General features: G+C 70.3%; 22 protein-coding genes. 6 read left to right on the forward strand and 16 right to left on the reverse strand.

The genetic code is table 11. From position 1 onward, the window contains the following. Positions 1-8 precede the first annotated feature (8 nt). The 4 genes from ACSBPH_RS02180 to rpsP form a co-directional block, all read right to left on the reverse strand. Positions 9-4,118, reverse strand: a complete 4,110-nt coding sequence (locus tag ACSBPH_RS02180; RefSeq protein WP_442575981.1) for a molybdopterin-dependent oxidoreductase — start codon at positions 4,116-4,118, stop codon at positions 9-11. A gap of 99 nt (positions 4,119-4,217) precedes the next feature. After that, positions 4,218-4,928 (reverse strand): ribosome maturation factor RimM, encoded by a 711-nt coding sequence (gene rimM, locus ACSBPH_RS02185; RefSeq protein ID WP_442575982.1) that lies wholly within the window; start codon positions 4,926-4,928, stop codon positions 4,218-4,220. Further along, the gene (locus ACSBPH_RS02190) at positions 4,928-5,158 is read right to left on the reverse strand and encodes an RNA-binding protein (protein WP_141883250.1); all 231 of its coding nucleotides are present in this window, start codon (positions 5,156-5,158) and stop codon (positions 4,928-4,930) included. Before ACSBPH_RS02190 ends, rimM begins: the two co-directional genes overlap by 1 nt. 3 nt (positions 5,159-5,161) lie before the next feature. Continuing rightward, entirely contained in the window at positions 5,162-5,581 is a 420-nt protein-coding gene (gene rpsP / locus ACSBPH_RS02195) for a 30S ribosomal protein S16 (RefSeq protein WP_442575983.1), read from the reverse strand. 203 nt (positions 5,582-5,784) lie between these two features. Here rpsP and ACSBPH_RS02200 point away from each other — a divergent pair, with 203 nt between their 5' ends. Continuing rightward, positions 5,785-6,948, forward strand: a complete 1,164-nt coding sequence (locus ACSBPH_RS02200; RefSeq protein ID WP_442575984.1) for a glutamate--cysteine ligase — start codon at positions 5,785-5,787, stop codon at positions 6,946-6,948. Positions 6,949-7,487: 539 nt separating this feature from the next. Here ACSBPH_RS02200 and ACSBPH_RS02205 read toward each other — a convergent pair. The 3 genes from ACSBPH_RS02205 to ACSBPH_RS02215 form a co-directional block, all read right to left on the reverse strand. Further along, positions 7,488-8,345 carry an endonuclease domain-containing protein gene (locus tag ACSBPH_RS02205; RefSeq protein WP_442575985.1) on the reverse strand — a complete coding sequence of 286 codons (858 nt, stop codon included), beginning with the start codon at positions 8,343-8,345 and terminating at the stop codon, positions 7,488-7,490. A gap of 445 nt (positions 8,346-8,790) precedes the next feature. Then, entirely contained in the window at positions 8,791-10,374 is a 1,584-nt protein-coding gene (gene ffh / locus ACSBPH_RS02210; RefSeq protein WP_442575986.1) for a signal recognition particle protein, read from the reverse strand. A 12-nt stretch (positions 10,375-10,386) separates the two neighbouring features. Continuing rightward, complete coding sequence (locus ACSBPH_RS02215) at positions 10,387-11,388, reverse strand: TetR family transcriptional regulator (RefSeq protein ID WP_442575987.1); 1,002 nt, start codon at positions 11,386-11,388, stop codon at positions 10,387-10,389. A 97-nt stretch (positions 11,389-11,485) separates the two neighbouring features. On the opposite strand from ACSBPH_RS02215, the gene lipB reads away from it, so the two are divergent. Both lipB and lipA read left to right on the forward strand, forming a co-directional pair. Next, complete coding sequence (gene lipB, locus ACSBPH_RS02220; protein WP_442575988.1) at positions 11,486-12,124, forward strand: lipoyl(octanoyl) transferase LipB; 639 nt, start codon at positions 11,486-11,488, stop codon at positions 12,122-12,124. Next, positions 12,121-13,119: a lipoyl synthase gene (gene lipA / locus ACSBPH_RS02225; protein ID WP_442575989.1), complete on the forward strand. Its 999-nt coding sequence runs from the start codon at positions 12,121-12,123 to the stop codon at positions 13,117-13,119. Before lipB ends, lipA begins: the two co-directional genes overlap by 4 nt. A gap of 85 nt (positions 13,120-13,204) precedes the next feature. Here the strand turns inward: lipA and ACSBPH_RS02230 are convergent, their stop codons facing one another. The 4 genes from ACSBPH_RS02230 to smc form a co-directional block, all read right to left on the reverse strand. Next, positions 13,205-13,705 carry a DUF2004 domain-containing protein gene (locus ACSBPH_RS02230; protein WP_442575990.1) on the reverse strand — a complete coding sequence of 167 codons (501 nt, stop codon included), beginning with the start codon at positions 13,703-13,705 and terminating at the stop codon, positions 13,205-13,207. Between the two features lie 69 nt (positions 13,706-13,774). Beyond that, complete coding sequence (gene ftsY, locus ACSBPH_RS02235) at positions 13,775-14,647, reverse strand: signal recognition particle-docking protein FtsY (RefSeq protein WP_442575991.1); 873 nt, start codon at positions 14,645-14,647, stop codon at positions 13,775-13,777. Positions 14,648-14,695: 48 nt separating this feature from the next. Continuing rightward, positions 14,696-15,337: a hypothetical protein gene (locus ACSBPH_RS02240; RefSeq protein ID WP_442575992.1), complete on the reverse strand. Its 642-nt coding sequence runs from the start codon at positions 15,335-15,337 to the stop codon at positions 14,696-14,698. Beyond that, positions 15,334-18,843, reverse strand: coding sequence for a chromosome segregation protein SMC (gene smc / locus ACSBPH_RS02245; protein WP_442575993.1), 3,510 nt, complete (start codon positions 18,841-18,843; stop codon positions 15,334-15,336). Before smc ends, ACSBPH_RS02240 begins: the two co-directional genes overlap by 4 nt. 523 nt (positions 18,844-19,366) lie before the next feature. Here smc and ACSBPH_RS02250 point away from each other — a divergent pair. From ACSBPH_RS02250 to ACSBPH_RS02260, 3 genes are all read left to right on the forward strand, one after another. After that, a complete protein-coding gene (locus tag ACSBPH_RS02250) occupies positions 19,367-19,630 on the forward strand; it encodes a hypothetical protein (protein WP_442575994.1) in 264 nt (87 codons plus the stop codon). A gap of 69 nt (positions 19,631-19,699) precedes the next feature. Then, positions 19,700-20,788 (forward strand): GNAT family N-acetyltransferase, encoded by a 1,089-nt coding sequence (locus ACSBPH_RS02255; RefSeq protein WP_442575995.1) that lies wholly within the window; start codon positions 19,700-19,702, stop codon positions 20,786-20,788. After that, complete coding sequence (locus tag ACSBPH_RS02260) at positions 20,781-21,887, forward strand: GNAT family N-acetyltransferase (RefSeq protein WP_442575996.1); 1,107 nt, start codon at positions 20,781-20,783, stop codon at positions 21,885-21,887. The genes ACSBPH_RS02255 and ACSBPH_RS02260 overlap by 8 nt, the downstream gene beginning before the upstream one ends. A gap of 51 nt (positions 21,888-21,938) precedes the next feature. Here ACSBPH_RS02260 and mutM read toward each other — a convergent pair whose 3' ends face one another. The 5 genes from mutM to coaD form a co-directional block, all read right to left on the reverse strand. Then, on the reverse strand, positions 21,939-22,850 hold the full coding sequence (gene mutM / locus ACSBPH_RS02265) for a bifunctional DNA-formamidopyrimidine glycosylase/DNA-(apurinic or apyrimidinic site) lyase (protein ID WP_442575997.1): 912 nt from the start codon (positions 22,848-22,850) through the stop codon (positions 21,939-21,941). Next, positions 22,843-23,565 carry a ribonuclease III gene (gene rnc, locus ACSBPH_RS02270; RefSeq protein ID WP_442575998.1) on the reverse strand — a complete coding sequence of 241 codons (723 nt, stop codon included), beginning with the start codon at positions 23,563-23,565 and terminating at the stop codon, positions 22,843-22,845. The genes mutM and rnc overlap by 8 nt, the downstream gene beginning before the upstream one ends. A 16-nt stretch (positions 23,566-23,581) precedes the next feature. Beyond that, positions 23,582-23,791 carry a 50S ribosomal protein L32 gene (rpmF, locus tag ACSBPH_RS02275; RefSeq protein ID WP_050721097.1) on the reverse strand — a complete coding sequence of 70 codons (210 nt, stop codon included), beginning with the start codon at positions 23,789-23,791 and terminating at the stop codon, positions 23,582-23,584. Positions 23,792-23,820: 29 nt separating this feature from the next. Further along, positions 23,821-24,309 (reverse strand): YceD family protein, encoded by a 489-nt coding sequence (locus ACSBPH_RS02280; RefSeq protein WP_442577228.1) that lies wholly within the window; start codon positions 24,307-24,309, stop codon positions 23,821-23,823. Between the two features lie 107 nt (positions 24,310-24,416). After that, positions 24,417-24,914 carry a pantetheine-phosphate adenylyltransferase gene (gene coaD / locus ACSBPH_RS02285; RefSeq protein ID WP_442575999.1) on the reverse strand — a complete coding sequence of 166 codons (498 nt, stop codon included), beginning with the start codon at positions 24,912-24,914 and terminating at the stop codon, positions 24,417-24,419. Positions 24,915-24,924: the final 10 nt, after the last annotated feature.

Raw genomic sequence — 24,924 nt, forward strand, 5'->3', positions numbered from 1 at the left:
GCCGAGGGTCAGTAGACGTCGCGCACGTAGCGCTTCGAGGAGATGAGGCCCTTCTTGAACTCCGCGGCGTCGTCGTCCGAGAGTCCGCCATGCTGGCGGGCGATCGCCGTCAGGGCGTCGTCGACGTCCTTCGCCATGCGGCTCGCGTCGCCGCACACGTAGAGGTGTGCCCCGTCCTGCAGCCAGCGCCAGAGCTCGACGCCGTGCTCCCGCATCCGGTCCTGCACGTAGATCTTCTGCCGCTGGTCGCGCGAGAACGCGACGTCCAGGCGGGTCAGGAACCGGTCCTCGCGCATCGCGAGCAGCTCGTCCCGGTAGTAGAAGTCGGTGGCCTCGTGCTGCTCGCCGAAGAACAGCCAATTGCGGCCCGTGTGCCCGTCGGCGCGCCGATCGTGGAGGAACCCGCGGAACGGCGCGATGCCCGTGCCGGGACCGATCATGATCATCGGCACGTCGCCCGCGGCGGGCGGCCGGAAGTGCGACGACTTCTGCAGGAAGACGGATGCCTCGCCCCCGCCGATCGCGTCGGCGAGGTAGGTCGAGCCCACCCCGCCCCTGCGCCGCCCCGTCTCGGTCTCGAAGCGCACGACCGACACCGTGAGCTGCACCTCGTGAGGATCGGTCTTCGGGCTCGACGAGATCGAGTACTGCCGGGGCTGCAGGCGCTTGAGCACCGACATCCACTCGTCCGCCGGCGCGGCCACGGGGAATTCGCGCAGCAGATCGACCGCCTGCATGCTCCACAGGTGCTGCTCGAGGCGGCTCTTGTTCTCCCGTCGCAGCAGCGTGGCGAGGAGCGCATCGCTGTTGCGCTCGGCGACGAAGGCCAGCAGGTCGGAGGTGATCCGAGTGATGTCCAGCTGCGTCGCGAGCGCCTCGTCGAGGAAGCGCTCGTGTCCGTCGACCTCGACAATGGCGCGCGCGGCGAGCCCCGTCACCTCGAGCCACTCGGCGACCACCGCCGGCGAGTTGGCACACACGAGGCCGAGCGAATCCCCCGCCTCGTAGGCGACCCCGACACGGCTGAGATCGAAGCCGAACTGGCGCACTTCCTTCTGCGACCCCGGGCCGCTCAGGAGCGCATTGGTCACGAGGGCCGCGCGCACGGGGTTGGCCCGCGTGAACAGTCGTCTCGTGGCGGGGACGGATGCCGCGGCATCCGTCGCACCGCCCCCTGAAGCGAGCGCGGCGATGACGCCTTCGAGCCACGCCGCTGCGGGTTCGTCGTACTCGGGCTCGCAGTCGACTCGGGGCACGATAGGCGTCGCGCCGAGGGCGGCCAGGCGCGCGTCGATGCCGCGGCCATGTCCGCAGAAGTCGTCGTAGCTCGGATCGCCGATCGCGAAGACCGCGTACTCGAGCGCCGAGAGCTCCGGCACGTCGTCGCCGTGGAGGGCCGCCCACAGATCGGCGGCGTTGTCGGGCGGGCCGCCGTCGCCGAAGGTCGAAGTGACCACGAGAAGCGTCTTGGTGTCCGCGAGTTCGGCGAGCGACATGTCGATCATGCTCACGACGCGAGTCGGGATGCCGCGTTCCGCGAGCGTCGTGGCGCAGCTCTGCGCGAGCTCTTCGGCGTTGCCCGTCTGGGATCCCCAGAGCACCGTCACCCGGTCGGTCGGCGTGGCATCTGCAGCGGCGACCGCCGGGGCGAGCGGGGTCCGCGAGTACAGCCCGGCCAGCACTCCGTCGACCCACGCCCGGGCGAGCGGGCCGATCGGCGCCGCCGCGGGCAGAACGGGGGCGGTGCCCGGTACGGCCGGCGCGGCCTCGAGTGCCGCCAGGAATCCCGAGACGTAGGCGCTCTCCGACTCGCCGAGCTGCGGCGCGACGAGCTGCGGCGCGACGAGCTCGCGAGCCGCGGCGGGACGCGGCATCCGTTCCCCCTTCGCCGGAGCCGCACCCCCCTCCGCCGACTCCGCCCTCGCCGGCCCCACGCGCCGGAGCGACACCGCGGCGTACTTGAACTCGGGCTGCAGCGAAGCGGCGTCGACCTCGTCGTTGGTGAGCGCGTTGACCGTCAGGTACTCCCCGTGCTCGTCGTTCCAGTGGAAAGGTGCGAAGCAGGCGCCCGGCTGCACGCGGTCGGTCACACGGGCCGGGAGCACGACCCGTCCCCGCCGCGACGACACCTCGATCTGATCGCCCGCAGCGATGCCGAGCCGCTCGGCATCGGCGGGATGGATCTCGACGAACGGATCGGGATCCAGCCCCACGAGCTTGGCGATCTTCCCGGTCTTCGTCATCGTGTGCCACTGGTGCTGAAGGCGGCCCGTGTTGAGGATCCACGGATAGTCGTCGTCGGGAAGCTCCTTCGGCCCGAGGTGCGGCCGCGCGAGGAACTGCGCCCGCCGTGACGGCGTCGCGAAGGCGAGCCGCGGCGTCGCTCCCGCCTCCGTCACGTGCAGCGACTGGCTCACCCCGTCGTTGAGGTAGCGGATCGGATGCCGCGTCTGCGCGTCGCCGGGCGGAGCCGGCCACTGCACGGGCCCGCCGCGCAGCCGCTCGTGGGTGACGCCGCGGATGTCCCACCCCGTGCGCGGGTTCCAGAACCGTCGGATCTCGTCGAAGACCTCGGCGCTCGATTCGAAGGCGAAGCCCTCGCCGAAGCCCATCGCCTGCGCGACCCGGCAGATGAGCAGCCAGTCGGGCATGGCGTCGCCCGGCGGCTGCGCGGCGCGCGGCACGAGCGTCATCGTGCGGTCGCTGTTGACGGCGACCCCCTCGGATTCGACCCACAGCGTCGCCGGCAGCAGGATGTCGGCGTAGGCATTGGTGGCGGTGTGGGTGAAGACGTCCTGCGCGATGACGAGCTCTGCCGCCTCGAGTCCCGAGATCACGGTCTTGCGGTTGGCGACGGATGCCACGGGGTTGGTGCAGATGATCCAGGCGGCCTTGATCTCGCCCTCTGCCATGGATCGGAACATGTCGATCGTGCCGGTGCCGGCCTCGGCGCGGATCGTGCCGGCGGGAAGTCCCCAGACATACTCGACGAAGGCGCGATCGTCGGCGTCGAACACGGCGCGCTGCCCCGGGAGCCCGGGGCCCATGTACCCCATCTCACGGCCGCCCATGGCGTTGGGCTGCCCCGTCAGTGAGAAGGGACCGCTCCCCGGCCGGCAGATCGCGCCGGTTGCCATGTGCAGGTTGCAGATCGCGTTCGTGTGCCACGTGCCCTGCGTGGACTGATTGAGTCCCATGGTCCACAGCGACATCCACTCGCCGGCCTCGGCGATCCAGCGCGCGGCGGTGCGGATGTCGTTTTCGGGGAGCCCTGTGATTCTCGCGACGCGCTCGGGCGGATAGTCGGCGAGGAACCCGGGCATCGCCTCCCAGCCGTCGGTGTGCTCGGTGATGAACTCCCGGTCGATCGCGCCTTCCTCGACGAGGAGGTGCAGCAGGCCGTTGAGGAGGGCGAGATCGGTGCCGGGCGCGATGGGCAGGTACAGATCGGCGCGGTCGGCCGTCGCCGTGCGCCGCGGGTCGACGACGATGAGCTTCGCGCCCCGCTTCAACCGATCCGCCATCCGCAGGAAGAGGATCGGGTGGCAATCGGCCATGTTCGACCCGATGACGAAGAAGAGGTCGGCCAGATCGATGTCCTCGTACGATCCCGGCGGTCCGTCGGCGCCGAGCGACTGCTTGTAGCCCGTGCCCGCCGAGGCCATGCACAGGCGCGAGTTCGATTCGATGTGGACGCCCCGCAGGTACCCCTTGACGAGCTTGTTCGACAGGTACTGCGCCTCGATCGACATCTGCCCCGAGACGTACACGGCGATGGCGTCGGGCCCGTGCTCCTCGGCGATGCGGCGAAGGCGGGCGCCCGCCTCGGCGACGGCCGTGTCGAGCGGGACCGGCACGGCGTCCTCGCCGCGCTCGGGTCTCACGAACGCCGTGGCCATTCGGCCAGGGGCGCGCATGAGATCGAGGTGGGTCGCGCCCTTCGTGCACAGGCGTCCCTTGTTGGCGGGGTGGAGGCGATCGCCCACGGTCTTCGAGACGGCCGTGCCGTCGGTGGACACCGTGATGCCGCAGCCGACGCCGCAGTAGGAGCAGGCCGCGCGCACGTCGGTCGTCGGTGCTGCTGAGCGCACCGCCGCGTCGTCTACGAGAGGGCCCATGTCCCGATGTTCGCCGACGCATGTTCCACGGCGTCGTGCGCCGTGTTACCGCATCATCACGCCGATCTCACGGCGGCGGCGCGGGACGTGTGAGAAGACTCAGGCCTCGTCGACGTGGCGGGGCTCGTCCGCGGCGGTGTCGTCCGTGGTGTCGTCGTCGGCTTGCGCCTCGGTGTCGACGGATGCCTCGGCCTCGTCGTCTCCGTCAGGCAGCTCCTCGAAGAGCCCCGGCGGAGGCGTCACGATGACGCGGCCTGCCGCGATGTCGACCTCGGGCACGATCGCCTTGACGAAGGGCACGAGGATCTCGTTCTCGTCGTCGGCGCGCACGATGAGCAGATCCTGGGCGGGCAGGTGGTCGACACGGATGACGCGGCCCACGACCACGTCGTCACGCACGACATCGAGCCCGACGAGCTGGTGGTCGTACCAGGCGTCGTCTTCGGCGGGGGCTGCCGTGGCATCCTCATCGACCCAGAGGATCGCGCGAACGAGCCCCTCGGCCGCCGTGCGGTCCTCGACACCGTCGAAGAACGCGACGGGGTGGCTGTTCATCCACTTGAACTCGCGGACGGTCAGCTGCTTGCCGTGCCACGGCGAGGACTCGGGGACCTGCAGAGTGAAGGTCGCACCCGGGACGAATCGGCCGTCGGGATCGTCGGTGTACAGCTCGATCTTGACCGCGCCCTTGAGGCCGTGGGCCTTGACGAGGCGCCCGACCCGGAGCTGATTCTTGGCCGACTTCGGCGGCCGGGCGGGGCTGTTCGCCTCTGCCGGTGTCGTCGAGTCGGGTTGCTCTGCCGCCGCCATCAGTCGTCCGCGACGTCGACGCGCACGCGTCGGCCGTCGGCGAGCGCCGAGATCAGCGTGCGCAGGGCCTTGGCCGTGCGTCCGCCGCGCCCGATCACGCGACCACGATCATCGGGGTGGACGTGCACCTCGAGGACGTCGCCGCGAGGCGACGTGGAAGAGTGGATGCGGACGTCGTCCGGGTGATCGACGATCCCCTTGACGACGTGCTCGAGCGCGGCGGAGAGCACGGATTACTCGGCGTCTTCGGCCGGTGCAGCCTCGGCCTCGTCGGCGGGTGCCGCGGGCTCTTCGGCCTTCTTCTCGGCCTTGGGCTTGATGACCGACTTCTTGGCGGAGTCGAGCTCGAAGGCGGGCTTGGGCTCGGCCGTGCGGACGGTCGAGACGGCGTCCTTGTCGCCCTTGAACTTGCCCCAGTCGCCCGTGAGCTTGAGCAGAGCGGCGACCTGCTCGGTCGGCTGGGCGCCGACGCTCAGCCAGTACTGCGCGCGCTCGGAGTCGACCTCGATGAACGAGGGCTCCTCGGTGGGGTGGTACTTGCCGATCTCCTCGATCACACGACCGTCGCGCTTGGTGCGCGAGTCGGCCACGACGATGCGGTAGTAAGGGGCACGGATCTTGCCGAGGCGCTTGAGACGGATCTTGACAGCCACGATTCTCCTGAATGTGTGGAAAGTGAGTGAACCGATCGCCTGGAGCGTGGGGTGCACACCCGGCGGAAGCTCTGAAGGGAGGACCTGTCGCTGGATAGAGGGTCGAGCGGAGGGTCCAGCCCTCTATTCTGCCAGATTGCGAAGTGTGCCGCGAACCATCCGCGAGACGCGGGGTCGCGGCATCCGCGTGCCAAACTGAGCGGATGACGGTGCCTTTCGCGACATCCGCCCGCTCCTCGGTCGGACTCGAGTGGGAGATCATGCTCGCGGACGGCGTCACGGGAGACCTCGTGCCCCGTGCGCCCGAGATCCTGCCGGCGCTCGAGGAGTCGACGGCGCTGGAACGCTACACCGTGACCGGCGAGCTGCTCACCAACACGGTCGAGGTCACCAGCGGGATCGGCGACACGGTCGCCGCCGCGGTCGACGACATCGCGGATGCGATCGCCGCCATCCGGGAGCAGACCGACCCGCGCGGCATCGAGCTGCTGTGCGCGGGGAGCCATCCGTTCGCCCAGTGGTACGACCAGGGCATCACCGACAAGACGCGGTATCACAAGCTCATCGAGCGCACCCAGTGGTGGGGGCGCAACATGATGATCTGGGGCATCCACGTGCACGTCGGGGTGGAGGACGTCAACAAGGTCTTCCCGCTGATCAACGCCCTGTCGATCTATCTGCCGCATCTTCAGGCGCTGTCTGCCTCCTCGCCGTTCTGGGCCGGAGAGCGCACGGGGTACGCCTCGAATCGCGCGCTGGTGTTCCAGCAGCTGCCGACGGCGGGGCTCCCCTGGCCCCTGCAGGACTGGAGCCAGTTCGAGGGCTACCTCGACGACATGGTGCGCACGGGGGTGATGGCCGACGCGTCCGAGGTGCGCTGGGACATCCGCCCCGCGCCGCGCTGGGGCACCATCGAGGTGCGCGCGTGCGACGGCATGTCGACCCTGCCGGAGCTCGCCGCGGTCGCGGCGCTCGTGCAGGTGCTCGTCGAGCACTTCTCTCGGCAGCTGGACGAAGGGCGCAAGCTGCCGTCGATCCCGCCGTGGTTCGTGCGCGAGAACAAGTGGCGCGCCGCCCGCTACGGCCTCGAGGCGCGGATCATCGTCGACGCCGACGGCACGCAGGCCCCCGTGCGCGAGCACCTGATGCAGACGATGGACGAACTCGCCGACATCGCGGTGGAGCTCAAGTGCGCGCGCGAGTTCGTCGGCCTCGACACGACGCTCACGCAGGGCGCTTCCTATGCCCGGCAGCTCATGGTCGCCGACGCCGCCGACGGCGACCTCCGCGAGGTCGTGCAGCACCTCATCCGCGAGTTCCGCGCCGGCCCCACGCTGCGCGAACATCTCGCCCAGCTTTCGCGCTGAGCCTCGCGCGGCCGCTCACCCTGCTCTCCCCCGCCCGACGTCACGAGGGTAGGAGTCCGCGCCGGCGTAGGACAGATCGCCCGCCTGCGGTCCTACGCCCGCGCCATCTCCTACCTCCGTGAGCGGGGCAGGAACGGCGATGACTCGCGAGAGGGGTGGGGAACGACGAATGCCGCGCCCCAGCGCCGGCCTGCGACTCTCCGTCGCCTAACTGCCCCCCTGCTCCCTGCCCCCCTGCCCGACGTCACGAGGGTAGGAGTCCGCGCCGGCGTAGGACAGGTTCACCGCCTGCGGTCCTAACCCGCGCCATCTCCTCCCTGCGCGTGCGGGCAGGAACGCTGCCCCCCTGCCCGACGTCACGAGGGTAGGAGTCCGCGCCGGCGTAGGACAGACCTGCCGCCTGCGGTCCTACCCCCGCGCCATCTCCTCCCCGCGTGTGCGGGCAGGAACGCTGCCCCCCTGCCCGACGTCACGAGGGTAGGAGTCCGCGCCGGCGTAGGACAGGTCCACCGCCTGCGGTCCTACCCCCGCGCCATCTCCTACCTCCGTGAGGGAGCCCCGCGGTGCAGGCCCTGCGCGACCGCCGCGAGCACCGTCCGCTCGACCATCGGCCAGTCGAACATCACCTGCTGATAGTCGAAGCGCAGCACGGTGAAGCCGAGGAGGGTGAGACGCGCGTCCGCGGCGATGTCGCGCCGACGGTCGGCCGCCGAGCTGTGGTGCTCGAACCCGTCGACCTGCACGACGAGCGACTCGCCGATGAGGAAATCGACCGGATGCCCGTCAATCCAGATCTGCTGCCGGATCGCGACGCCGAACGGCGTGAGTCGCGAACGGAAGATCGTCTCGAGCCCGGAGTCGCTCAAGGTCGAGCACGCATCGACGATCGCCCGCGCGCGAGAACTCCCCCAGTCGATACGACGCAGCGCCTCGAGGCTCACCGCTCCCCGACGCAGTGCAGATTCCCAGACCGTGAGCGCCTCTTCGCGGGGCATGCACTCAGACACGTGAAGGAGCGCGTTCACGATCGGATCCTCCGAGGCATATCGGCCGACGGGAGCCGGTCCGGATGACCAGTGCGCGATCACTCCGTCTCGAGGGACTCGGGATGCCGTGGCCTTCACCGCGATGTGCAACTCGTCGTGCGGCGGCACCCACAGGCCGCGGCGCGCGGCGGCGCTGACACAGGTCAGCCGCCCGCCCGCAGAGATGGCACGGACGAGCCGCTCGTCCACTCCGGGGAGCACGAGCCACGACCGGCGCACTCGCGACACTCGTCCGCTCTGCACCGCCGAGACCATCGCCTGCGTCGTGAAGCCGGCGGCACGTGCATCGGCGCTATGGGCGACGCCGTCTCGCAGCGAGAGCCAACCAACGAATTCGGCGGGACGAGGCATCCGTCCACCCTGCCTGCATCGTCGGCGCGGGCGGGCCGCCGTCCGGCGATCGGTGCAGACCACACCCGCGTGGCCGTCTGGGGAGGCGAGGCCGCGCCCGACGCTTAGCCTCACGAGGGTAGGAGTCCGCGCGCGCGTAGGAGGACATGCCGGGCAGACGTCCTACCCCCGCGCCATCTCCGACCCTCGTCACGAGGCTGGGCGGGATCGGGTGCGCGGACCGGCGACGGATGGAAGGACGGATGCCGCGCCCCGCGCCGCCCACAGCCACGGCGCAACCCCTAGCCGACCCCGCCTCCCACCTCACGAGGGTAGGAGTCCGCGCGAGGGTAGGAGGACATGCCGGGCAGACGTCCTACCCCGGCGCCATCTCCGACCCTCGTGACGGCAGAAGGAGCAGAAGGAGCAGAAGAAGTAGAAGGGACGAGGAGGGAAGGCTGAGAGGTCAGCCGCGGCCGAGCATCTTCTGCAGCTCGGCGAGGTCTTCCTCGGTCGGGCCGCCCTTCCCGCCAACGCCGGCGCCGGCGCCACCCGCGAGCCCGAAGCCCGAACCGGTTGGGGCCGCGGGTGCTTGCGCCGCGAGGCCGGCGTTCTCGGCCGCCCGCTTCGCGGGGTTGCCCGACCGCGAGCCCGACCGCGACTTCTGCTGCTTGCCGCGCTTGGACGACGCGCCGGGGCGTCCTGCGCCGGGAACCGGGCCCATGCCGGGGATGTTCGGCACACCGCCGCGCGCGACGGTCTTCATCATCTTCGCCGCCTGCTCGAACCGCTGCACGAGCTGGTTGACGTCGGTCACCGTCATGCCCGAACCGCGGGCGATGCGCAGGCGGCGCGAGCCGTTCAGCACCTTGGGGTTTCGGCGCTCCCCCGGCGTCATCGAGCGGATGATGGCCTCGGTGCGGTCGATCTCGCGCTCGTCGAAGTCGTCGAGCTGCTGTTTCATCTGACCCATGCCCGGGAGCATCCCGAGCATCTTCTTCATCGAGCCCATCTTCTTCATCTGCTGGAGCTGCTCGAGGAAGTCCTCGAGCGTGAACTGCTCCTTCGCGATCTTCTCGGCGACCTTCATCGCCTCTTCCTCGTCGAACGCGGCCTGGGCCTGCTCGATGAGGGTGAGGATGTCGCCGAGGTCGAGGATGCGCGACGCCATACGGTCGGGGTGGAAGGGCTCGAGGTCGTCGAGTCCCTCACCGGTCGAGGCGTAGATGATGGGACGGCCCGTCACGGACGCGACCGACAGCGCGGCTCCACCGCGTGCGTCGCCGTCGAGCTTGGACAGGACGACGCCGGTGAAGTCGACGCCTTCCTGGAAGGCCTTGGCCGTGTTGACGGCGTCCTGACCGATCATCGCGTCGATGACGAAGAGCACCTCGTCGGGATCGGTCGCCTTGCGGATGTCGGAGGCCTGCTTCATGAGCTCGGCATCCACACCCAGGCGGCCTGCCGTGTCGATGATGACGACGTCGTGCTGCTGCCGGCGCGCGACCTCGACGCCGTCGCGGGCGACCTGCACGGGATCGCCGACGCCGTTGCCCGGCTGCGGCGCGTAGATGGCGGCACCGGCTTGGCCTGCCACGACCTGCAGCTGGTTCACGGCGTTCGGACGCTGGAGGTCGGCCGCGACGAGGAGCGGCGTGTGACCGTCCTTCTCCAGCTGCTTGGCGAGCTTGCCCGCGAACGTCGTCTTACCCGAACCCTGGAGCCCCGCGAGCATGATGATCGTCGGCGGGTTCTTCGCGAACTGCAGCCGGCGCTGCTCTCCGCCCAGGATGCCGATGAGCTCCTCATTGACGATCTGCACGACCTGCTGCGCAGGGTTCAGCGCACGGTTGACCTCGTCGCCCAGCGCGCGCTCGCGCACCTTCGCGGTGAAGTCCTTGACGACGGGGAGCGCGACGTCGGCGTCGAGCAGGGCGCGTCGGATCTCGCGGACCGTGCCGTCGACGTCCGCGGGCGTGAGCTTGCCCTTGGTGCGCAGATTGCGGAAGGTCTCGGTGAGCCGATCGGAGAGCGTGCCGAAGGTAGCCATGATCACCCGATTCTACGGGAGCGCGTCTGCGTCCTCGGCGGGCCCGAGTTCCTGGAAGAGCGTGATCTGCAGGTCGGCCGGTGCGCGCAGTCGCGAGTTGAGAGAGCGCCAGGGTGTCAGGCGAGCGGATGCCTCGAGCTCCGCGCCCGCCGCGACGAGCCGATCGGTCACGGCAGCGGTGTCGCCGACCTCGAAGGCGATGCGGATCGCCTCACTCGGCGTGTCGCCGTCGGTCTCGACGCGGTCGATGAGCGCGACCTGGCCCGCGTTGGACAGCTCCAGGGTCGCCTCGCCGGCGGCCAGGATCGTGACGCGCGCGTCGCCCTCGCCCTGGTACGACTCGCGTTCGACGAGGCCCAGCTCGTCGCGGTAGAACGCCAGCGCCTCCTCGAACCGGTCGGCGCGCGCGACCACGCGCAGCTGCCGGACGGGGGCGGGGAGCGTCCGCGCCGCCGCGGTGAGGGCGCGGGAGAGATGGCCCGCGAGCGGAGCCCGACCGGCGCCTTCGCGTGCCCAGGCGTCGATCGCTGCGAGGACGGCGCCGCCGTGCGCGGCTCCCGCGACATCCGCCTCGAGGGCGTCTTCGCCGGCCCGGCGCAGACGGTCGGCGACGGCGGTCGCGATGCGGGAGCGGCGGACGGATGCCTCGCGCTCGAGCTCCGACTCCAGGCCCATCGTGCTCGTGTTCACGAGTGCGAGGGCGAGGCTGTCGGGCGCGAAGTCCTCTCCGACAGCCGTGAGCGCGGCGCGGACGGCGGCCGCGGCATCCGCCGAAGCGTCGTCGCGAAGCGATTCCTCGAGAATGCCCACGCGCTCGTCGAGGCCCGACCAGAGCACATCGGACTTCGAGGCGAAGTAGTTGAAGAAGCTCGAACGGCTCACCCCGGCGCGCGAGGCGATGTCGGCGATCGAGGTCTGCTCGAAGCCCTGCTCGAGGAAGAGCTCGCACGCCGCCTCGGCGAGGGTCTCGCGCGAGGAGGCGCGCGGGCGGCCGGTGCGGGGCTCGGTGCTCATGCCTCCACGGTATCCGCCTTCGGGATGCGCGATCCGGCTCGTTCGGGAGCGTATTGTTGGACGCGATCCAAGAAGTCGCCACAAGCGAAGGAGCGCCGTGCTCGACATCCTGACTCCCGGGTTCGCCCCCCACTACGTGCCCTATCACGACGGCTGGGCGCTGCAACGGAGCGTGCACGAAGAGGTCGTGGCGGGCACGCGCACCGACACGCTGATCCTGCTCGAGCACGAGCCCGTCTACACGGCGGGTGCACGCACGGCGCGGCATGAGCGTCCGACCGACGGAACGCCCGTCGTCGACGTCGACCGCGGCGGCAAGATCACGTGGCACGGGCCGGGCCAGCTCGTCGGGTACCCGATCGTCCGCCTCCCCGAGCCCGTCGATGTGGTCGGTCACGTGCGCCGCATCGAGGCGCTCCTCATCGACGTGCTCCGCGAGTTCGATGTCGACGGGTATCGCGTCGAGGGGCGCAGCGGCGTCTGGGTGCGCCGGCCCCTCGGTGAGGACAAGGTCGCGGCGATCGGCGTCCGCGTGCAGCGCGGCGTGACGATGCACGGCTTCGCGCTCAACTGCGACAACACGCTCGCGGGCTTCCGCGGCATCATCCCGTGCGGGATCACGGATGCCGGGGTCACGACCCTCAGCGAGATCGTCGGCGCCGACATCACCCCCCTCGATGTGCTCGACGCCGTCGTCAGAGCCTTCCAGGCCGAGTACGCGGGAGCCGTCGCGTGAGCGCGTCGGGCCCGGACGGGCGCAAGCTCCTGCGCCTCGAGGTGCGCAACGCCGAGACGCCCATCGAGCGCAAGCCGGAGTGGATCAAGACCAAGGCCAAGATGGGGCCGGAGTACCAGGCGCTGCACTCGCTCGTGAAGACGGAGGAGCTGCACACGGTCTGCCAGGAGGCCGGCTGCCCCAACATCTACGAGTGCTGGGAGGACCGCGAGGCGACGTTCCTCATCGGCGGATCCCAGTGCACGCGCCGCTGCGACTTCTGCCAGATCGACACGGGAAAGCCCGCCGACTACGACACCGACGAGCCCCGGCGCGTAGCCGAGAGCGTGCAGCGCATGCAGCTGCGCTACTCGACCGTCACCTGCGTCGCGCGCGACGACCTGGCCGACGGCGGGGCATGGCTCAACGCCGAGACGGTGCGCCAGATCCATGCCCTCAACCCGGGGACGGGCGTCGAGCTGCTCGCGACCGACTTCAACGGCGACCCGGCGCTCCTGAGCGAGGTCTTCGCGTCACGGCCCGAGGTCTTCGCGCACAACGTCGAGACGGTCCCGCGCATCTTCAAGCGCATCCGCCCGGCCTTCCGCTACGAGCGATCGCTCGACGTGCTGACTCAGGCCCGCGACGCGGGCCTGATCACCAAGTCCAACCTCATCCTCGGCATGGGCGAGGAGCCGGAAGAGGTCGTGCAGGCGCTGCAGGACCTCCACGACGCGGGAACCGACATCATCACGATCACGCAGTACCTGCGTCCGACGCCGCGGCACCTCCCGGTCGCGCGGTGGGTCAAGCCGCAGGAGTTCGTCGAGTTCAAGGAGGAGGCGGAGCGCATCGGCTTCCTCGGCGTGCTGGCCGGTCCTCTGGTGCGCTCGTCGTATCGCGCGGGGCGCCTCTGGGCGCAGTCGATGATCTCGAAGGGCCGCGACATCCCTCCGCACCTCGCGCACATCGCTCAGGATGTGCACGCGGAGCGCGGCTTCGCACAGGCCGTCTGACCGGTCCGGCGCGCCGAAGACGTCGCGCCGGCCTCTCCCTTTCCGCGCGCGGAAACCGCCGCGCGCGGAGCGGTCGCCTCGGCCTCTAGTCCGCGCTCGTGACCGACAGCACGTCGCCGTCCGAGCCGAGGTTCACCAACAGCACGTCGTCGGTCGCGTCGGGATCGAGCGCGTACTCGAGCACGGCGAACGGCTCGGAGCCGCCGTGCTCGTCGGCGAGGATCGTCATGCTCATCAGCTGAAGCGACCGGATGATGTCGATGTGGACGTCGCCCGAGATGTCGACGAGCATCTCGTCGATGTCTTCGCCGAGCGCCTCCTGCTGCTGGAGGATGTACTCAATCACCTCGCTGGTGCGGTCGTCGAGCTCCGAGACCATGGCGTTGCGGGCACTGCGGTCGATCGCCTCGAGCGACGACACGAGCCCCGCGGCCACGTCGAGGGCCGCCTCCGAGACGTCGTCCTGGTCGGGCGCCGTCAGATCGACGGTCACGCTCTGGTCGCCGAGGTCGACGTTCTCGGACCAGAAGATCGACCCGTCCGGTCCGGACTCCAGGAGCCCGAAGAAGTCGTGTTCGATCGCCATGAACCCATGAAACCAGCCTGCCGGGCCCGGCGGTAGTGGCGACGCTCCGCGTGTCGGCGAAAGCCCTGATCAGTCGACGAGGGATGCCGCGAACACGTGCGGCGTGAAGCCCGTGAGGTCGCCGATCCCCTCGCCCTGGCCGAGCAGCTTGACGGGGATGCCGGTGCGCTCCTGCACCGCGAGGACGAACCCGCCCTTCGCCGAGCCGTCGAGTTTGGTGATCACGAGGCCCGTCACCCCCGCGTGCTCGAGGAAGGCCTGAGCCTGCATGACACCGTTCTGGCCGGTCGTGGCATCCAGCACGAGGAGGACCTCGCTGATCGGCGCCTGCTTCTCGATGACCCGGCGGATCTTCGTCAGCTCGTCCATGAGGCCGCCCTTGGTGTGCAGGCGTCCGGCGGTGTCGACGAGCACGATCTCCGTGCCCGTCTGCTTGGCGTACTCGATCGTCTGGAAGGCGACGGATGCCGGGTCCTGTCCCTGCTGCTGAGGGCGAACGATCGCGGCGCCGCCGCGTTCGGCCCACGTCGCAAGCTGGTCGACGGCGGCCGCGCGGAAGGTATCGGCCGCGCCGACGACGACCGAGCGCCCGTAGCGCTGGAGGAACTTCGCGAACTTGCCGATGGTCGTGGTCTTGCCGACGCCGTTGACCCCGACGACCAGGACGACGGCGGGACGCTCGGTCAGCCGCAGCGTCGTGTCGAACTTCGCGAAGTGCTCCTCGAGCGTCTCCTTCAGCATGCGCTGCAGGTCGCGGGGGTCGGTCGTGCGGTAGCGCTCGACCTTCTCGCGCAGCTCGTCGACGATGCGCTCGGTGATGTCGGGGCCGAAGTCGGCGGTGAGGAGGGCCGTCTCGAGGTCCTCCCACGTCGTCTCGTCGATGGTCGGCTTCACGAACATGCCGCGCAGCGCGCGACCGAGCGACCAGGAGCTCTCTGCCATGCCTCCAGCCTATGGGGCGGGCCGCGTGAGCACTTCCGAGCGCGGGCGTCAGCCCTTGCCCGTGAAGACGAGCTCGAAGGCGTCGGGGTCGGCGCTCAGCAGCGCCCATACCGCCGACACATTCGTCTTCGCGGGGCATTGCAGCGTCGCGACGAAGCCCTCGCCCACGGCCGCGAAGGCCCTCGCCGCGATGATGTACGTCGTGCCCGCTTCGGCATCGGCGCCGGCCACGGCGCGCGTCTGCACGAGTTCCGAGGGTGTGCGCAACGGCGCCACGTCATCCTTGACGAACTCCGCGATCTGCTCGGCGGTCGTATCGAACTGCGCCGCGAGCAGTTGATCGGAGAGCGCGGAGTCGCCGGCCGAGGCATCCCCCGTGAGCGTTCCGTGCCAATAGCCGATCGTGCAGCCGGTCTCGTCGCTCCGGTACGACCACGATCCGTCGCCGTCGTCGGTCGTGAGGACGGAATAGCCCTTCTTGCCCGCAAGCGTGTCGGCCCACGCCGCGCTCTGCGACGGATCGAGCAGCTCGCCGTCGTCGAAGGTGATCTGCACGGCCGGCGAGGAGGAGCCGGAGGGGGTCGGCGCCGGCGAGGCACTGGGCGCCGGCGCGGCCGTGCATCCGGTCAGGGCCGCCAAGGCGCCGACGGCGAGAAGAGCGGCGAGACCGCGCGTACGGGCGCGTGTCACGACGCGACGCGCTCCCCGACACGCTGACCGACGACGGCGGAGACGCCGTCCTGGCGCATCGACACGCCGTAAAGCGCGTCGGCGATCTCCATCGTGCGCTTCTGGTGCGTGATGACGATGAGCTGACTCGATTCGCGCAGCTGCTCGAACACCCCGAGAAGCCGTCCGAGGTTCGCATCATCGAGGGCCGCCTCGACCTCGTCGAGGATGTAGAACGGACTCGGTCGCGCCTTGAAGATCGCCGTCAGGAGCGCCACGGCCGCGAGCGAGCGCTCACCGCCCGAGAGGAGCGACAGCCGCTCGATCTTCTTGCCGACGGGGCGCACGGCGACCTCGATGCCGGTCGTCAGAGGATTGTCGGGGTCGGTGAGCGAGATGCTTCCCGTCCCACCCGGGAAGAGGATCGGGAACACCTCGCCGAAGGCGACCTTCGTGTCGTCGAACGCGGCGAGGAAGATCGTCTGCATCCGCTCGTCGAGCTCTTCGATGATCGTGAGGAGGTCCTTGCGGGTCTGTGTGAGGTCGGCGAGCTGCTCCGTCAGGAACTTGTGGCGCTGCTCGAGCGCCGCGAACTCCTCGAGTGCGAGCGGATTGACGCGTCCGAGCTGAGTGAGTTTGCGCTCAGCCTCTTGCAGACGTCGGCGCTGCTGTGCGTGGTCGTACGGGACCGACTTCTCTTCGTCGTCGTCGGATTCGACCGGAACGGGCTGATCCGGGCCATATTCCGAAACGAGAATGCTCTCCTCGAGGCCCAGCTCCGAGCCGACGCGCTCGAGCAGGCTCGTGACGTGCAGCCGCTTCTCGTGGATCTGCAGCTCGAGTCCGTGCACGCTTTCGGTGAGTCCGGCGAGCCGCTCGCGCGCGGTCGCCTCCTGCGCCCGAAGCTCGGCGAGCTCCTGCGTCACCGCCGTGCGCGCGCTCTCCGCGGTCGCGAGCTCGAGTCGGGCCTGAGTCACCGATCGGTCGACGGAGTCCAGGAGCGGCGGAAGCTGCGCCGTGACGTCGGCGGCGATCTCCCGCTGCCGGCGGCGGATGACGGCCCGCCGGGCCGACTCCGCCGCGGCCTCCCGCTCGCGCTCCCGCTGCTTCTGCAGCTGGACGACGCGGGCCTCCCCCGCGCGGACGCGCTCCCGGAGGGTCTCGACGTCGAGCCGCGTCCGCATCTCGTCCTCGCGGGCTGCCTCGAGAGCTGCGAGGAGTCCGTCGCGTGCGGACGCGTCGAGGATCGGGCGGGGCGCCTCGAGGGCGACCGTGAGCTGGTCTTCGGCGACGCGCGCGGATGCCGCGGCATCCTCCACCGCCGCCTGAGCCTGCGCGAGTCCGGTCGCGAGTCGATCGCACTCGGCGATCGCGGCCTCGTATCGTACCGTGGCCCGGTTCACCTGCTCGGCGTGCGCGGCGAGGGCCGCGTCGTGGGCGCGCAGCGTCTCGAGCGCCGCCTTGGTGTGCTGGCGGGCTTCCCCGAGAGACCGCACCTTGTCGGCCAGGGCCTCGCGGAGGGAGTCGGCGACGACGGTGATCTCGGAGAGACGGTCGTTCGCGGCGTCCCGCTCGGCGGCGAGTTCGAGCCGAGAGCGTCCCTGCCCCGATCCGGCGCGGACCGTGTGGGCCGTCACGACCTCGCCGGCGCGCGTGACGACGGTGACGCCGTCGCGGACGATCGTGCGCGCGGCGTCGAGGTCGTCGGCGATGAGCACGCGGGCGAGGATGCCGATGATCCCGTCCGGCGCGGTCACGACGTCGCGCGCGGCGACGGCTCCTTCGGCGGCGGTGTCTGCGGCACCGGGCGCGGCGCCGGCACCCTCGGCACGGGCGATCGCGATGTCGACGACACCGAGATCGCCGTCACGCGCGATGGCCGCGACGCCGAAGGCATCGTCGGTCGTCTCGACGAGGACTCCCTCGGCGAGGGGACCGAGCACGGCGGCGATCGCCGCCTCGTACCCGGGCTTGACCTTGATGGCATCGCCGATGAGCCCGCGCACGCCGCTTCCGCCGCCGGCCACGATCTCGGCGGCGGCGTTGCGCACATCGAGCGCCCGGCCGAGGGCCTTCGTCTGCGCCGTGAGCGACTCGAGCTCGCGCTCGGCGGCGTGCAGGCGCTCGCGCAGCGTGCCGACGGCGGCCTCGGCGTCGGTCGCGTCGCGCTGCGCGCGTTCGTAGGCGGCGGCGTGCTCGGCCGATGTGCCCTCGGCGACGAGATCGGGATCGATGCCCGCGAGAGTCTCCTCCGCCTCGGCGCGACGGGCGAGCGCCGCATCGAGAGCCTTCTGCTGGCGCTCGACGGCGGTCTGGACGGCGGCGAGGGCGGATGCCGCGGCCTCCGCCGTTCCGCGGAGCGCCGTGATCCGCATGTCGTGCTCCGAGACGAGGGCGCTCTGCGCCGCGATGTCGGAGTCCAGCGCGTCCAGCTCGGCGCGGGCGCGCATGACCTCGCGCGCGGCCTCGGCCGCGGCATCCTGGGCATCTCCCAGCCCGCCGGCGATCTCGTCGATCTCGGTGAGCGCCTCGTCGATCATCGCCTGCGACACGGTCGTGCGCGCACCGGGATCGTCGTCCTCGCCCTCGCTCAGGAGCGCCAGGCGCTGACCGGCGAGCGTGTACAGGCCGCGGATGCGCTCCTGCACGCGCTCGAGCCCGAAGGCGACGCTACGGGCGCGGTCGACCGCCTCGGAGCGCTGATCGGCCTCGAGCACCTCGATGCGGGCGCGGACGTGGTCGAGCTGATCCTGCAGCACGAGACGCTCCGCGTGGCGCTCCTGTTCGCTGCGGGTGTGGTCGGCGAGCTCGGTGCGCAGGCCCACGAGCTCGTCGGCGAACAGGCGCGCCTTCGCGTCTCGCACGACGGCGGCGATGGTCGCGGCTTCGCGCGCGATCTCGGCCTGGCGGCCCAGCGGCTTCAGCTGACGCCGCAGCTCTCCCGCGAGGTCGCTGAGGCGCATGAGGTTCGCCTCCATCGCCTCGAGCTTGCGAAGCGTCTTCTCCTTGCGCCGACGGTGCTTGAGGATGCCGGCAGCCTCCTCGATGAAGCCGCGGCGCTCCTCGGGCGATGCCTGCAGAACGCTGTCAAGACGCCCCTGGCCGACGATGACGTGCATCTCGCGCCCGAGGCCCGTGTCGCTCAGGAGCTCCTGCACGTCCAGCAGACGGCAGGTCTCGCCGTTGATCGCGTACTCGCTCGCCCCGTTGCGGAACAGCGTGCGGCTGATGCTGACCTCGGAGTACTCGATCGGCAGCACGCCGTCGGCGTTGTCGATGGTGAGCTGCACCTCGGCCCGGCCGAGCGGTCCGCGCGTCGCGGTGCCGGCGAAGATGACGTCCTCCATCTTGCCGCCGCGAAGGGTCTTGGCCCCCTGCTCGCCCATGACCCAGGCCAGCGCGTCGACGACGTTCGACTTGCCCGATCCGTTCGGGCCGACGATGCAGGTCACACCGGGCTCGAAGGCGAAGGTCGTCGGCTGCGCGAACGACTTGAACCCTTTGAGCGTCACGCTCTTCAGGTGCATGGAAAAGCCTCCGCGACCGGCCGATGATATCCCGACAACCGTACCGGAACCGCCAAGGAACGCCGGTGCGCCGAGCCGGATGACGGATGCCTCGGCCCTCGGTCTTCGCGCGCGCACGACGGGGCGCCGAACCCCCCGCCACGCATCGCGACACGCCCGGCGACACGCCGATTCTGGGAAAACGCTTGACGCACGCTCCAGCTGCGCGCTAATCTCTCAGATCGCGTCAGAAGTAGAAAGGAGGTCGCCATGATGATGCACATGACAGCTGTCGGCACTGCGCCGGCATACGCCACCCCGCGCGGTGGATTCGTCCGTGTCTCGGCGACCGGGTCCTTCTGCGCGTTCCTCCCCACAGCCGGCTGACCCGCCGGCCCTGGGAGAGCTCTGCCTTCGAGCAGACCGATCCGGCGATTCCGTCCGTGGCGCTTCTGTGCGCCCGCCTCGCCGCCGCCCCTCCGAGTGCATCCGCGCGCTCCCTCGGCGATCCGACCCGTCATCCCTTTCAACGAAAGACACCATCATGTCGAAGCTCCTCGTGGACGTCCGCACCGCGGACCTCCCTACGCCCACCACCGCGCCGGCTCTGCCGCCGCCCGCCCCTGTCGGCCTGATCGATCGCGCGTCGCTGCGCCTCGGCCTCTGGCTGCTCCTGCGCAGCACGATCCGCGCGAACCGTCGCGCAGATCGTGCTCGGAATATCCGCACCCTCGAGACCCACCGCGGTCTCCGGGCGCGCGAGATCGCTGCACAGCGGCGGCTGCTCCTCGAGCAGCCGCACCTCTGACGGTGTGCGGCCCGTCCGGGCCGCACACCGCTGCCTCCCGATACATCCGCTTCTGACGAGGACCCCATCATGAGCACCACGACGATCACCGGCGTCGAGTTCCGACCGCTGACGATCCCCGCATCCATCGACTCCCCCGACGCACGCGACTTCATCGAGATGGTCGACGTGCGCAACCGGATCTACACCGAGATCTCGGGCCACGGCGATCACGCCATCGCCGCCGACGAGCTTCTCCCCCACTACCGCCCCGACGAGTACGAGCGGCGCCTGAGCTGGGTCGTCCTCCGCGACGGCGTCATGGTCGGCCGCGTCGGGGCCGACATCCCATTGCACGAGGGCTCGAAGAACGTCTTCTGGCTGATCGAACTGCTCCGGGAGGCGCAGGGGCAGGGCATCGGGTCCGCGGCGTACGCGCTCGTGGAGCAGACGGCGCGCGAGCACGGGCGGACCGTGCTGCAGTCGTGGGCCGAGCATCCGGCCGCGCCCGGGCCCCGGATCGATTCTCCGACGGGCTTCGGGTCGATTCCCGAGGATCGGGCGGCCAGGTTCTACCTGCGTCACGGCTACGCGCTCGAGCAGGTCGAGCGCAACAGCGCGCTCGACCTGCGCGCCCCGTTCGACGAGATCGAGCGCCTCCTCGACGAGGCGAAGGCGGCGTCCGCCGGCTACCGGGTCGTGCAGTGGTCACCCCCCACCCCTCCCGAGTTCGCCGACGGCTACGCGTGGATGAAGTCGCGGATGAACACGGATGCCCCGGCCGCCGGCCTCGACTTCGACGAGGAGGCGTGGGACCCGGCGCGCGTCGCGCACCACGATTCGCTCTACACCGGATCCGGCCGACTGCTGCTCGTGACGGCGGCGCAGCACGTCGCGACCGGCGAGCTGTGCGCGTTCAATGAGCTCGTGATCGGCAAGGACCGCACCGAGGCATCCCATCAGGAGGACACCCTCGTGCTGAAGGAGCACCGCGGGCACCGGCTCGGCATGCTCGTGAAGTGCAGCGGGCTCCTCTCGTGGCGCGACATCGCGCCGGAGTCGCCCCGGATGATCACGTACAACGCGGAGGAGAACCGCCCCATGCTCGACATCAACGAGGCCATCGGCTTCGTGCCGATCGCCTACGAGGGCGCCTGGAAGAAGGTGCTCGATGACTGACATCGCCATGCCGCGCCTCACGATCGGACGGATCGTCGTCCCCGCGACGCTGGACGCGCCGGACGCGGGCCCGTTCCTCGAGATGGTGCGGATCGCCAACGCCGTCTGTCAGCACGATGCCGGGCACGACGATCTGCGTCAGAAGCCCACCGAGCTGCTCGGGTTCTGGCAGGACCAGACGGACTGGGGCCAGACCGGCTTCTGGGCCGAGCGCGACGGAGTGATCCTCGGCGTCGTCACGCTGCGCTATGCGCAGGAGGCCGGCACCACGACGCTCGACTTCGACCTCATGGTCGACCCCGAGCACTGGGGCGAGGGCGTCGAGGAGGCGCTCCTGGCGGCGGCGGAGGACGAGGCCAAGGTGCTCGGTCGCACCATCATCCAGACGTGGACGCTGCATCGGCCGGGCACGCCCGGGCCGAAGCTCACGCCGTCGACCGGCTGGGGCGACATCCCCGCACAGGATCGCCAGACGGTGTTCCAGCGTGCGAACGGGTTCAGCCTCGAGCAGGTCGAGCGCAATAGCGCCTTCGATCTGCGCGGGTCGTTCTCGCTCGTCGAGTCGATGCTCGCCGATGCCGTCGCGGTCGCCGGCGACGACTACCGCGTCGTCGCGTGGACCTCGCCGCCGACGCCCGACGAGTTCCAGGACGGATACGCCTACGCCATCTCGCGCATGTCGACGGATGTGCCGCAGGGCGGCATGGTCATCGAGGAGGAGACGTGGGACGCCGAGCGCGTGCGCCGGCGCGACGCCCGGCTCGCCGCGCAGGGCCACATGGTCTCGGTCGCGTGCGTGCAGCACGTGCCGACCGGCGTCATCGCCGCCTACAACGAGCTCGTCATCACCGAAGCCGACCGCACCGGTGCGACGCACCAGTACGGCACGCTCGTGCTGAAGGAGCACCGCGGCCGCCGGCTCGGCACCATCGTCAAGTGCGCGAACCTGATCCGGTGGCGCGACCTCGTGCCCGAGTCGCCGCGCGTCTCGACCTTCAACGCCGAGGAGAACCGCCACATGCTCGACATCAACGAGGCCATCGGCTTCGTGCCGGTCTCGTACGCGGGCGCCTGGAAGAAGGTGCTCGCCGAGGCATAGACGACGGATGCCGCGTCCCCGCCGGGACGCGGCATCCGTCCTCGTCTGCGCTCAGCGCGCGAGCCGCTGGCAGTGGGGGCAGTAGTGGCTCGAGCGGTTCGTAAAGGACACCCGCACGATCGGCCGCCCGCACCGCGGACACGGCTGGCCGGTGCGGCCGTAGGCGTTGAGCGAGTGCGCGAAGTACCCGGCCTGCCCGTTCACATTGACGTACTGCGCGTCGAAGCTCGTGCCGCCCTCGGCGAGGGCCTTCTCGAGCACGGCGCGCACCTCGAGCAGCAGCCGGTTCGCGGCACGCGTCGACAGCGTCTGCGCCGGCGTCTCGGGATGGATGCGGGCGGCCCACAAGGCCTCGTCGGCGTAGATGTTGCCGACGCCGCTCAGGACGGTCTGGTCTAGCAGCACGCGTTTGATCGCGGAGTTCTTGCGGCCGAGGGCGGCCCGGAACGCGCGATCCGAGAACGCCGGATCGAGGGGGTCGCGCGCGATGTGGGCGACCTGGGCAGGCACGGCGGCGGCGTGCGTCCCTCTGCCGCCGGGCGCGGCATCCGGTGTCGGGATCAGTGCGTCGATCGCAAGTGATCCGAAGGTGCGCTGATCGGCGAAGACGACCGCGAGCTCGCCGTGCGAGGGATGCTCGATGTCGAGTCTGATGCGTTCGTGCCGCTCCGCCGGCGCGCCGGGCGCGCGCAGCAGGAGCTGGCCGCTCATGCCGAGGTGCCCGACGATCGCGTCGACGGGCACCTCACCGGTCGTGGGAAGCAGCGGCAGCCAGAGGAATTTGCCGCGGCGCGCCGCGCCCTCGATCGAGCGCCCGGTGAGCGCCGACTCGAAATGCGCGCCGCCGCCGGCGTGCCGCGTGAGGGCGCGCTCGTCACTGACGGTCACGCCCGCGATGAAGGCCCCCGCGACGGCGGGCTCGAGGCCCGCCCGCACGACCTCGACCTCGGGAAGCTCAGGCACGCCCGCTCAGCAGGCGCCAGGCCCCGAGGGCGGCCGCGGCCTCGGCGTGCTTCTTGCTCGTGCCCGCGCCCGAGGCCGAGACGTCGCCGACCGAGACGGTCGCCGTGAAGCGGCGGTCGTGGTCGGGGCCCGTCGAGACCACGACGTAGACGGGGGCGGCGTGTCCGCCGCGCGCCGCGAGCTCCTGCAGGCTCGTCTTCGGATCCATCGCCGCGCCGTAGCGTTCGGGGTCGTCCAGCAGCGGTTCGATGAGCCGCAGCACGAGGGCGGTCGCGGCATCCGGTCCGTTGGAGATGTACGTCGCGCCGATGATCGCCTCGAGCGTGTCGGCCAGGATCGAGTCCTTGTCGTGCCCGCCGGTCAGGTGCTCGCCACGGCCCAGCAGGATGTGCTCCCCCAGGCCGATGCGCCGGCCCACGTCGGCGAGTGCGACGGTCGACACGACGGAGGCGCGCCGCTTCGCCAGGGCGCCCTCGTCGAGGTCGGGGTGCTGCGTGAACAGCCGCACCGTGACGGCCTGCCCGAGCACGGAGTCACCGAGGAACTCGAGGCGCTCGTTGTGCGGGATCTGACCGTGCTCGTACGCGTACGAGCGGTGCGTCAGGGCAAGCGACAGAAGCTCGGCGTCGATGTCGACGCCGAGCTTGTCGGTGAGGCGGACGCGGGGAGCCCCCTCGGAGGGGGCCTCCGCGCGCCGCGGAGTGACGTCGGTCACGTCGTCAGGACGACGATCAGACGTCGGCGACCTTGCGGCCCTTGTACTCGAGGAACAGCTCGGTGCCCTGCGAGTCGGTGACGACCTTCGCCTGGTGGGGACGGCTGTAGACGACCTTGCCGTTCTCGACCGTCTTGACGAGGGCGGGAGCCTCCGCCTTCCACTGCGCGCGACGCGAGCGCGTGTTGGAACGGGAGACCTTCCGCTTCGGGGGGTTACCTGCCATGGCTGACTCTTCTCTGTGTTCTCGACGAGTCAGCTGCCCGGCACAGGGCGCGGGGCGTCATCGTCGTGGTCTTGGGTGAAGTCCTGGAGCGCTGCCCAGCGTGGATCGATGGGAGCGGCGGGCTCTGATCCGGTGCTCTTGGTGAGTCGTTCGCCCGTGACCGGATCAAGGCCCGGGCAGTCCGGCTCACACACCGGCTGAAACGGAAGCGACAGGACAATCGCATCCCTGACCGGAGTTTCAAGATCCACGTGGTCGTCTTGAACCTCGAAGTCAGTTGCTTCCTCTCCAGGATACGCGAAAAGCTCCTGAAACTCGACTTCGAGGGGCTCGACGATGTCGCGCAGGCATCGCCCGCAGACGCCCCTGTACTCGGTCTCGGCCTCGCCCGTGGCGAGGATGCCCTCGTGCACGGACTCCAGGCGCACGTCGACGACGATCGGCTCGCCCTCGGCGACGGACACGAGCCCCTCACCCCACTTCGCGGGCGAAACGATCTCGAGCGTGTGCTCGCGCATCTCACCGGGGCGATGGACGATGTCTCGGACGGGGATGTCGAGTGCTCCCTTGTGGCGGTTCCTCACGGTCGTCCATGCTACCGGCGAGCGACCGGACGAGGCCCGCGTCAGAGGTCGGCGGCGGGGGTTCCCAGGAATCGGGCGACGGCGGCGGGGACGTAGGGCGTCACGTCGCCGCCGAGCGATGCGACCTGGCGCACGAGCGAGCTCGAGACCAGGGCGTGGGCGGGATCGGGCAGGAGGAACACGGTCTCGACGTGCGCGAGGTGCCGGTTGACGATCGCCATCGGCGTCTCGTAGGCCACGTCGACCTGCGAGCGGATGCCCTTCACGAGCACGCCGGCCCCGACATCCGTCGCGTAGTCGACCAGCAGACCCACGCTCCACGATGCGACGATCACGTCACTGTCGATATCGCTCTCGGCGATCGACTGCTCCAGCAGCGCCTGGCGCTGCGCGATCGGGAGCATCGCCTCCTTGCCGGGGTTGTGCACGACGAGCACGTGCAGCTGGTCGTACAGCGAGGCGGCCCGGCGGATCACGTCGAGGTGACCGAGCGTCGGCGGATCGAAAGAACCAGGGACGACGGCGATCCGGCTGCTCATGCCCCCAGCC

Source organism: Microbacterium sp. F51-2R, from assembly GCF_052180235.1.
Lineage (GTDB): Bacteria > Actinomycetota > Actinomycetes > Actinomycetales > Microbacteriaceae > Microbacterium.

What these genes read in the sequence shown, in the direction of transcription:
- ACSBPH_RS02180 (WP_442575981.1), bottom strand. Translation starts at nt 4,118, where the DNA reads ATGGGCCCTCTCGTAGACGACGCGGCGGTGCGCTCAGCAGCACCGACG.
- rimM (WP_442575982.1), bottom strand. Translation starts at nt 4,928, where the DNA reads ATGGCGGCGGCAGAGCAACCCGACTCGACGACACCGGCAGAGGCGAAC.
- ACSBPH_RS02200 (WP_442575984.1), top strand. Translation starts at nt 5,785, where the DNA reads ATGACGGTGCCTTTCGCGACATCCGCCCGCTCCTCGGTCGGACTCGAG.
- ACSBPH_RS02205 (WP_442575985.1), bottom strand. Translation starts at nt 8,345, where the DNA reads ATGCCTCGTCCCGCCGAATTCGTTGGTTGGCTCTCGCTGCGAGACGGC.
- ffh (WP_442575986.1), bottom strand. Translation starts at nt 10,374, where the DNA reads ATGGCTACCTTCGGCACGCTCTCCGATCGGCTCACCGAGACCTTCCGC.
- ACSBPH_RS02215 (WP_442575987.1), bottom strand. Translation starts at nt 11,388, where the DNA reads ATGAGCACCGAGCCCCGCACCGGCCGCCCGCGCGCCTCCTCGCGCGAG.
- ACSBPH_RS02230 (WP_442575990.1), bottom strand. Translation starts at nt 13,705, where the DNA reads ATGGCGATCGAACACGACTTCTTCGGGCTCCTGGAGTCCGGACCGGAC.
- ftsY (WP_442575991.1), bottom strand. Translation starts at nt 14,647, where the DNA reads ATGGCAGAGAGCTCCTGGTCGCTCGGTCGCGCGCTGCGCGGCATGTTC.
- smc (WP_442575993.1), bottom strand. Translation starts at nt 18,843, where the DNA reads ATGCACCTGAAGAGCGTGACGCTCAAAGGGTTCAAGTCGTTCGCGCAG.
- ACSBPH_RS02250 (WP_442575994.1), top strand. Translation starts at nt 19,367, where the DNA reads ATGTCGAAGCTCCTCGTGGACGTCCGCACCGCGGACCTCCCTACGCCC.
- ACSBPH_RS02255 (WP_442575995.1), top strand. Translation starts at nt 19,700, where the DNA reads ATGAGCACCACGACGATCACCGGCGTCGAGTTCCGACCGCTGACGATC.
- ACSBPH_RS02260 (WP_442575996.1), top strand. Translation starts at nt 20,781, where the DNA reads ATGACTGACATCGCCATGCCGCGCCTCACGATCGGACGGATCGTCGTC.
- rpmF (WP_050721097.1), bottom strand. Translation starts at nt 23,791, where the DNA reads ATGGCAGGTAACCCCCCGAAGCGGAAGGTCTCCCGTTCCAACACGCGC.
- ACSBPH_RS02280 (WP_442577228.1), bottom strand. Translation starts at nt 24,309, where the DNA reads ATGCGCGAGCACACGCTCGAGATCGTTTCGCCCGCGAAGTGGGGTGAG.
- coaD (WP_442575999.1), bottom strand. Translation starts at nt 24,914, where the DNA reads ATGAGCAGCCGGATCGCCGTCGTCCCTGGTTCTTTCGATCCGCCGACG.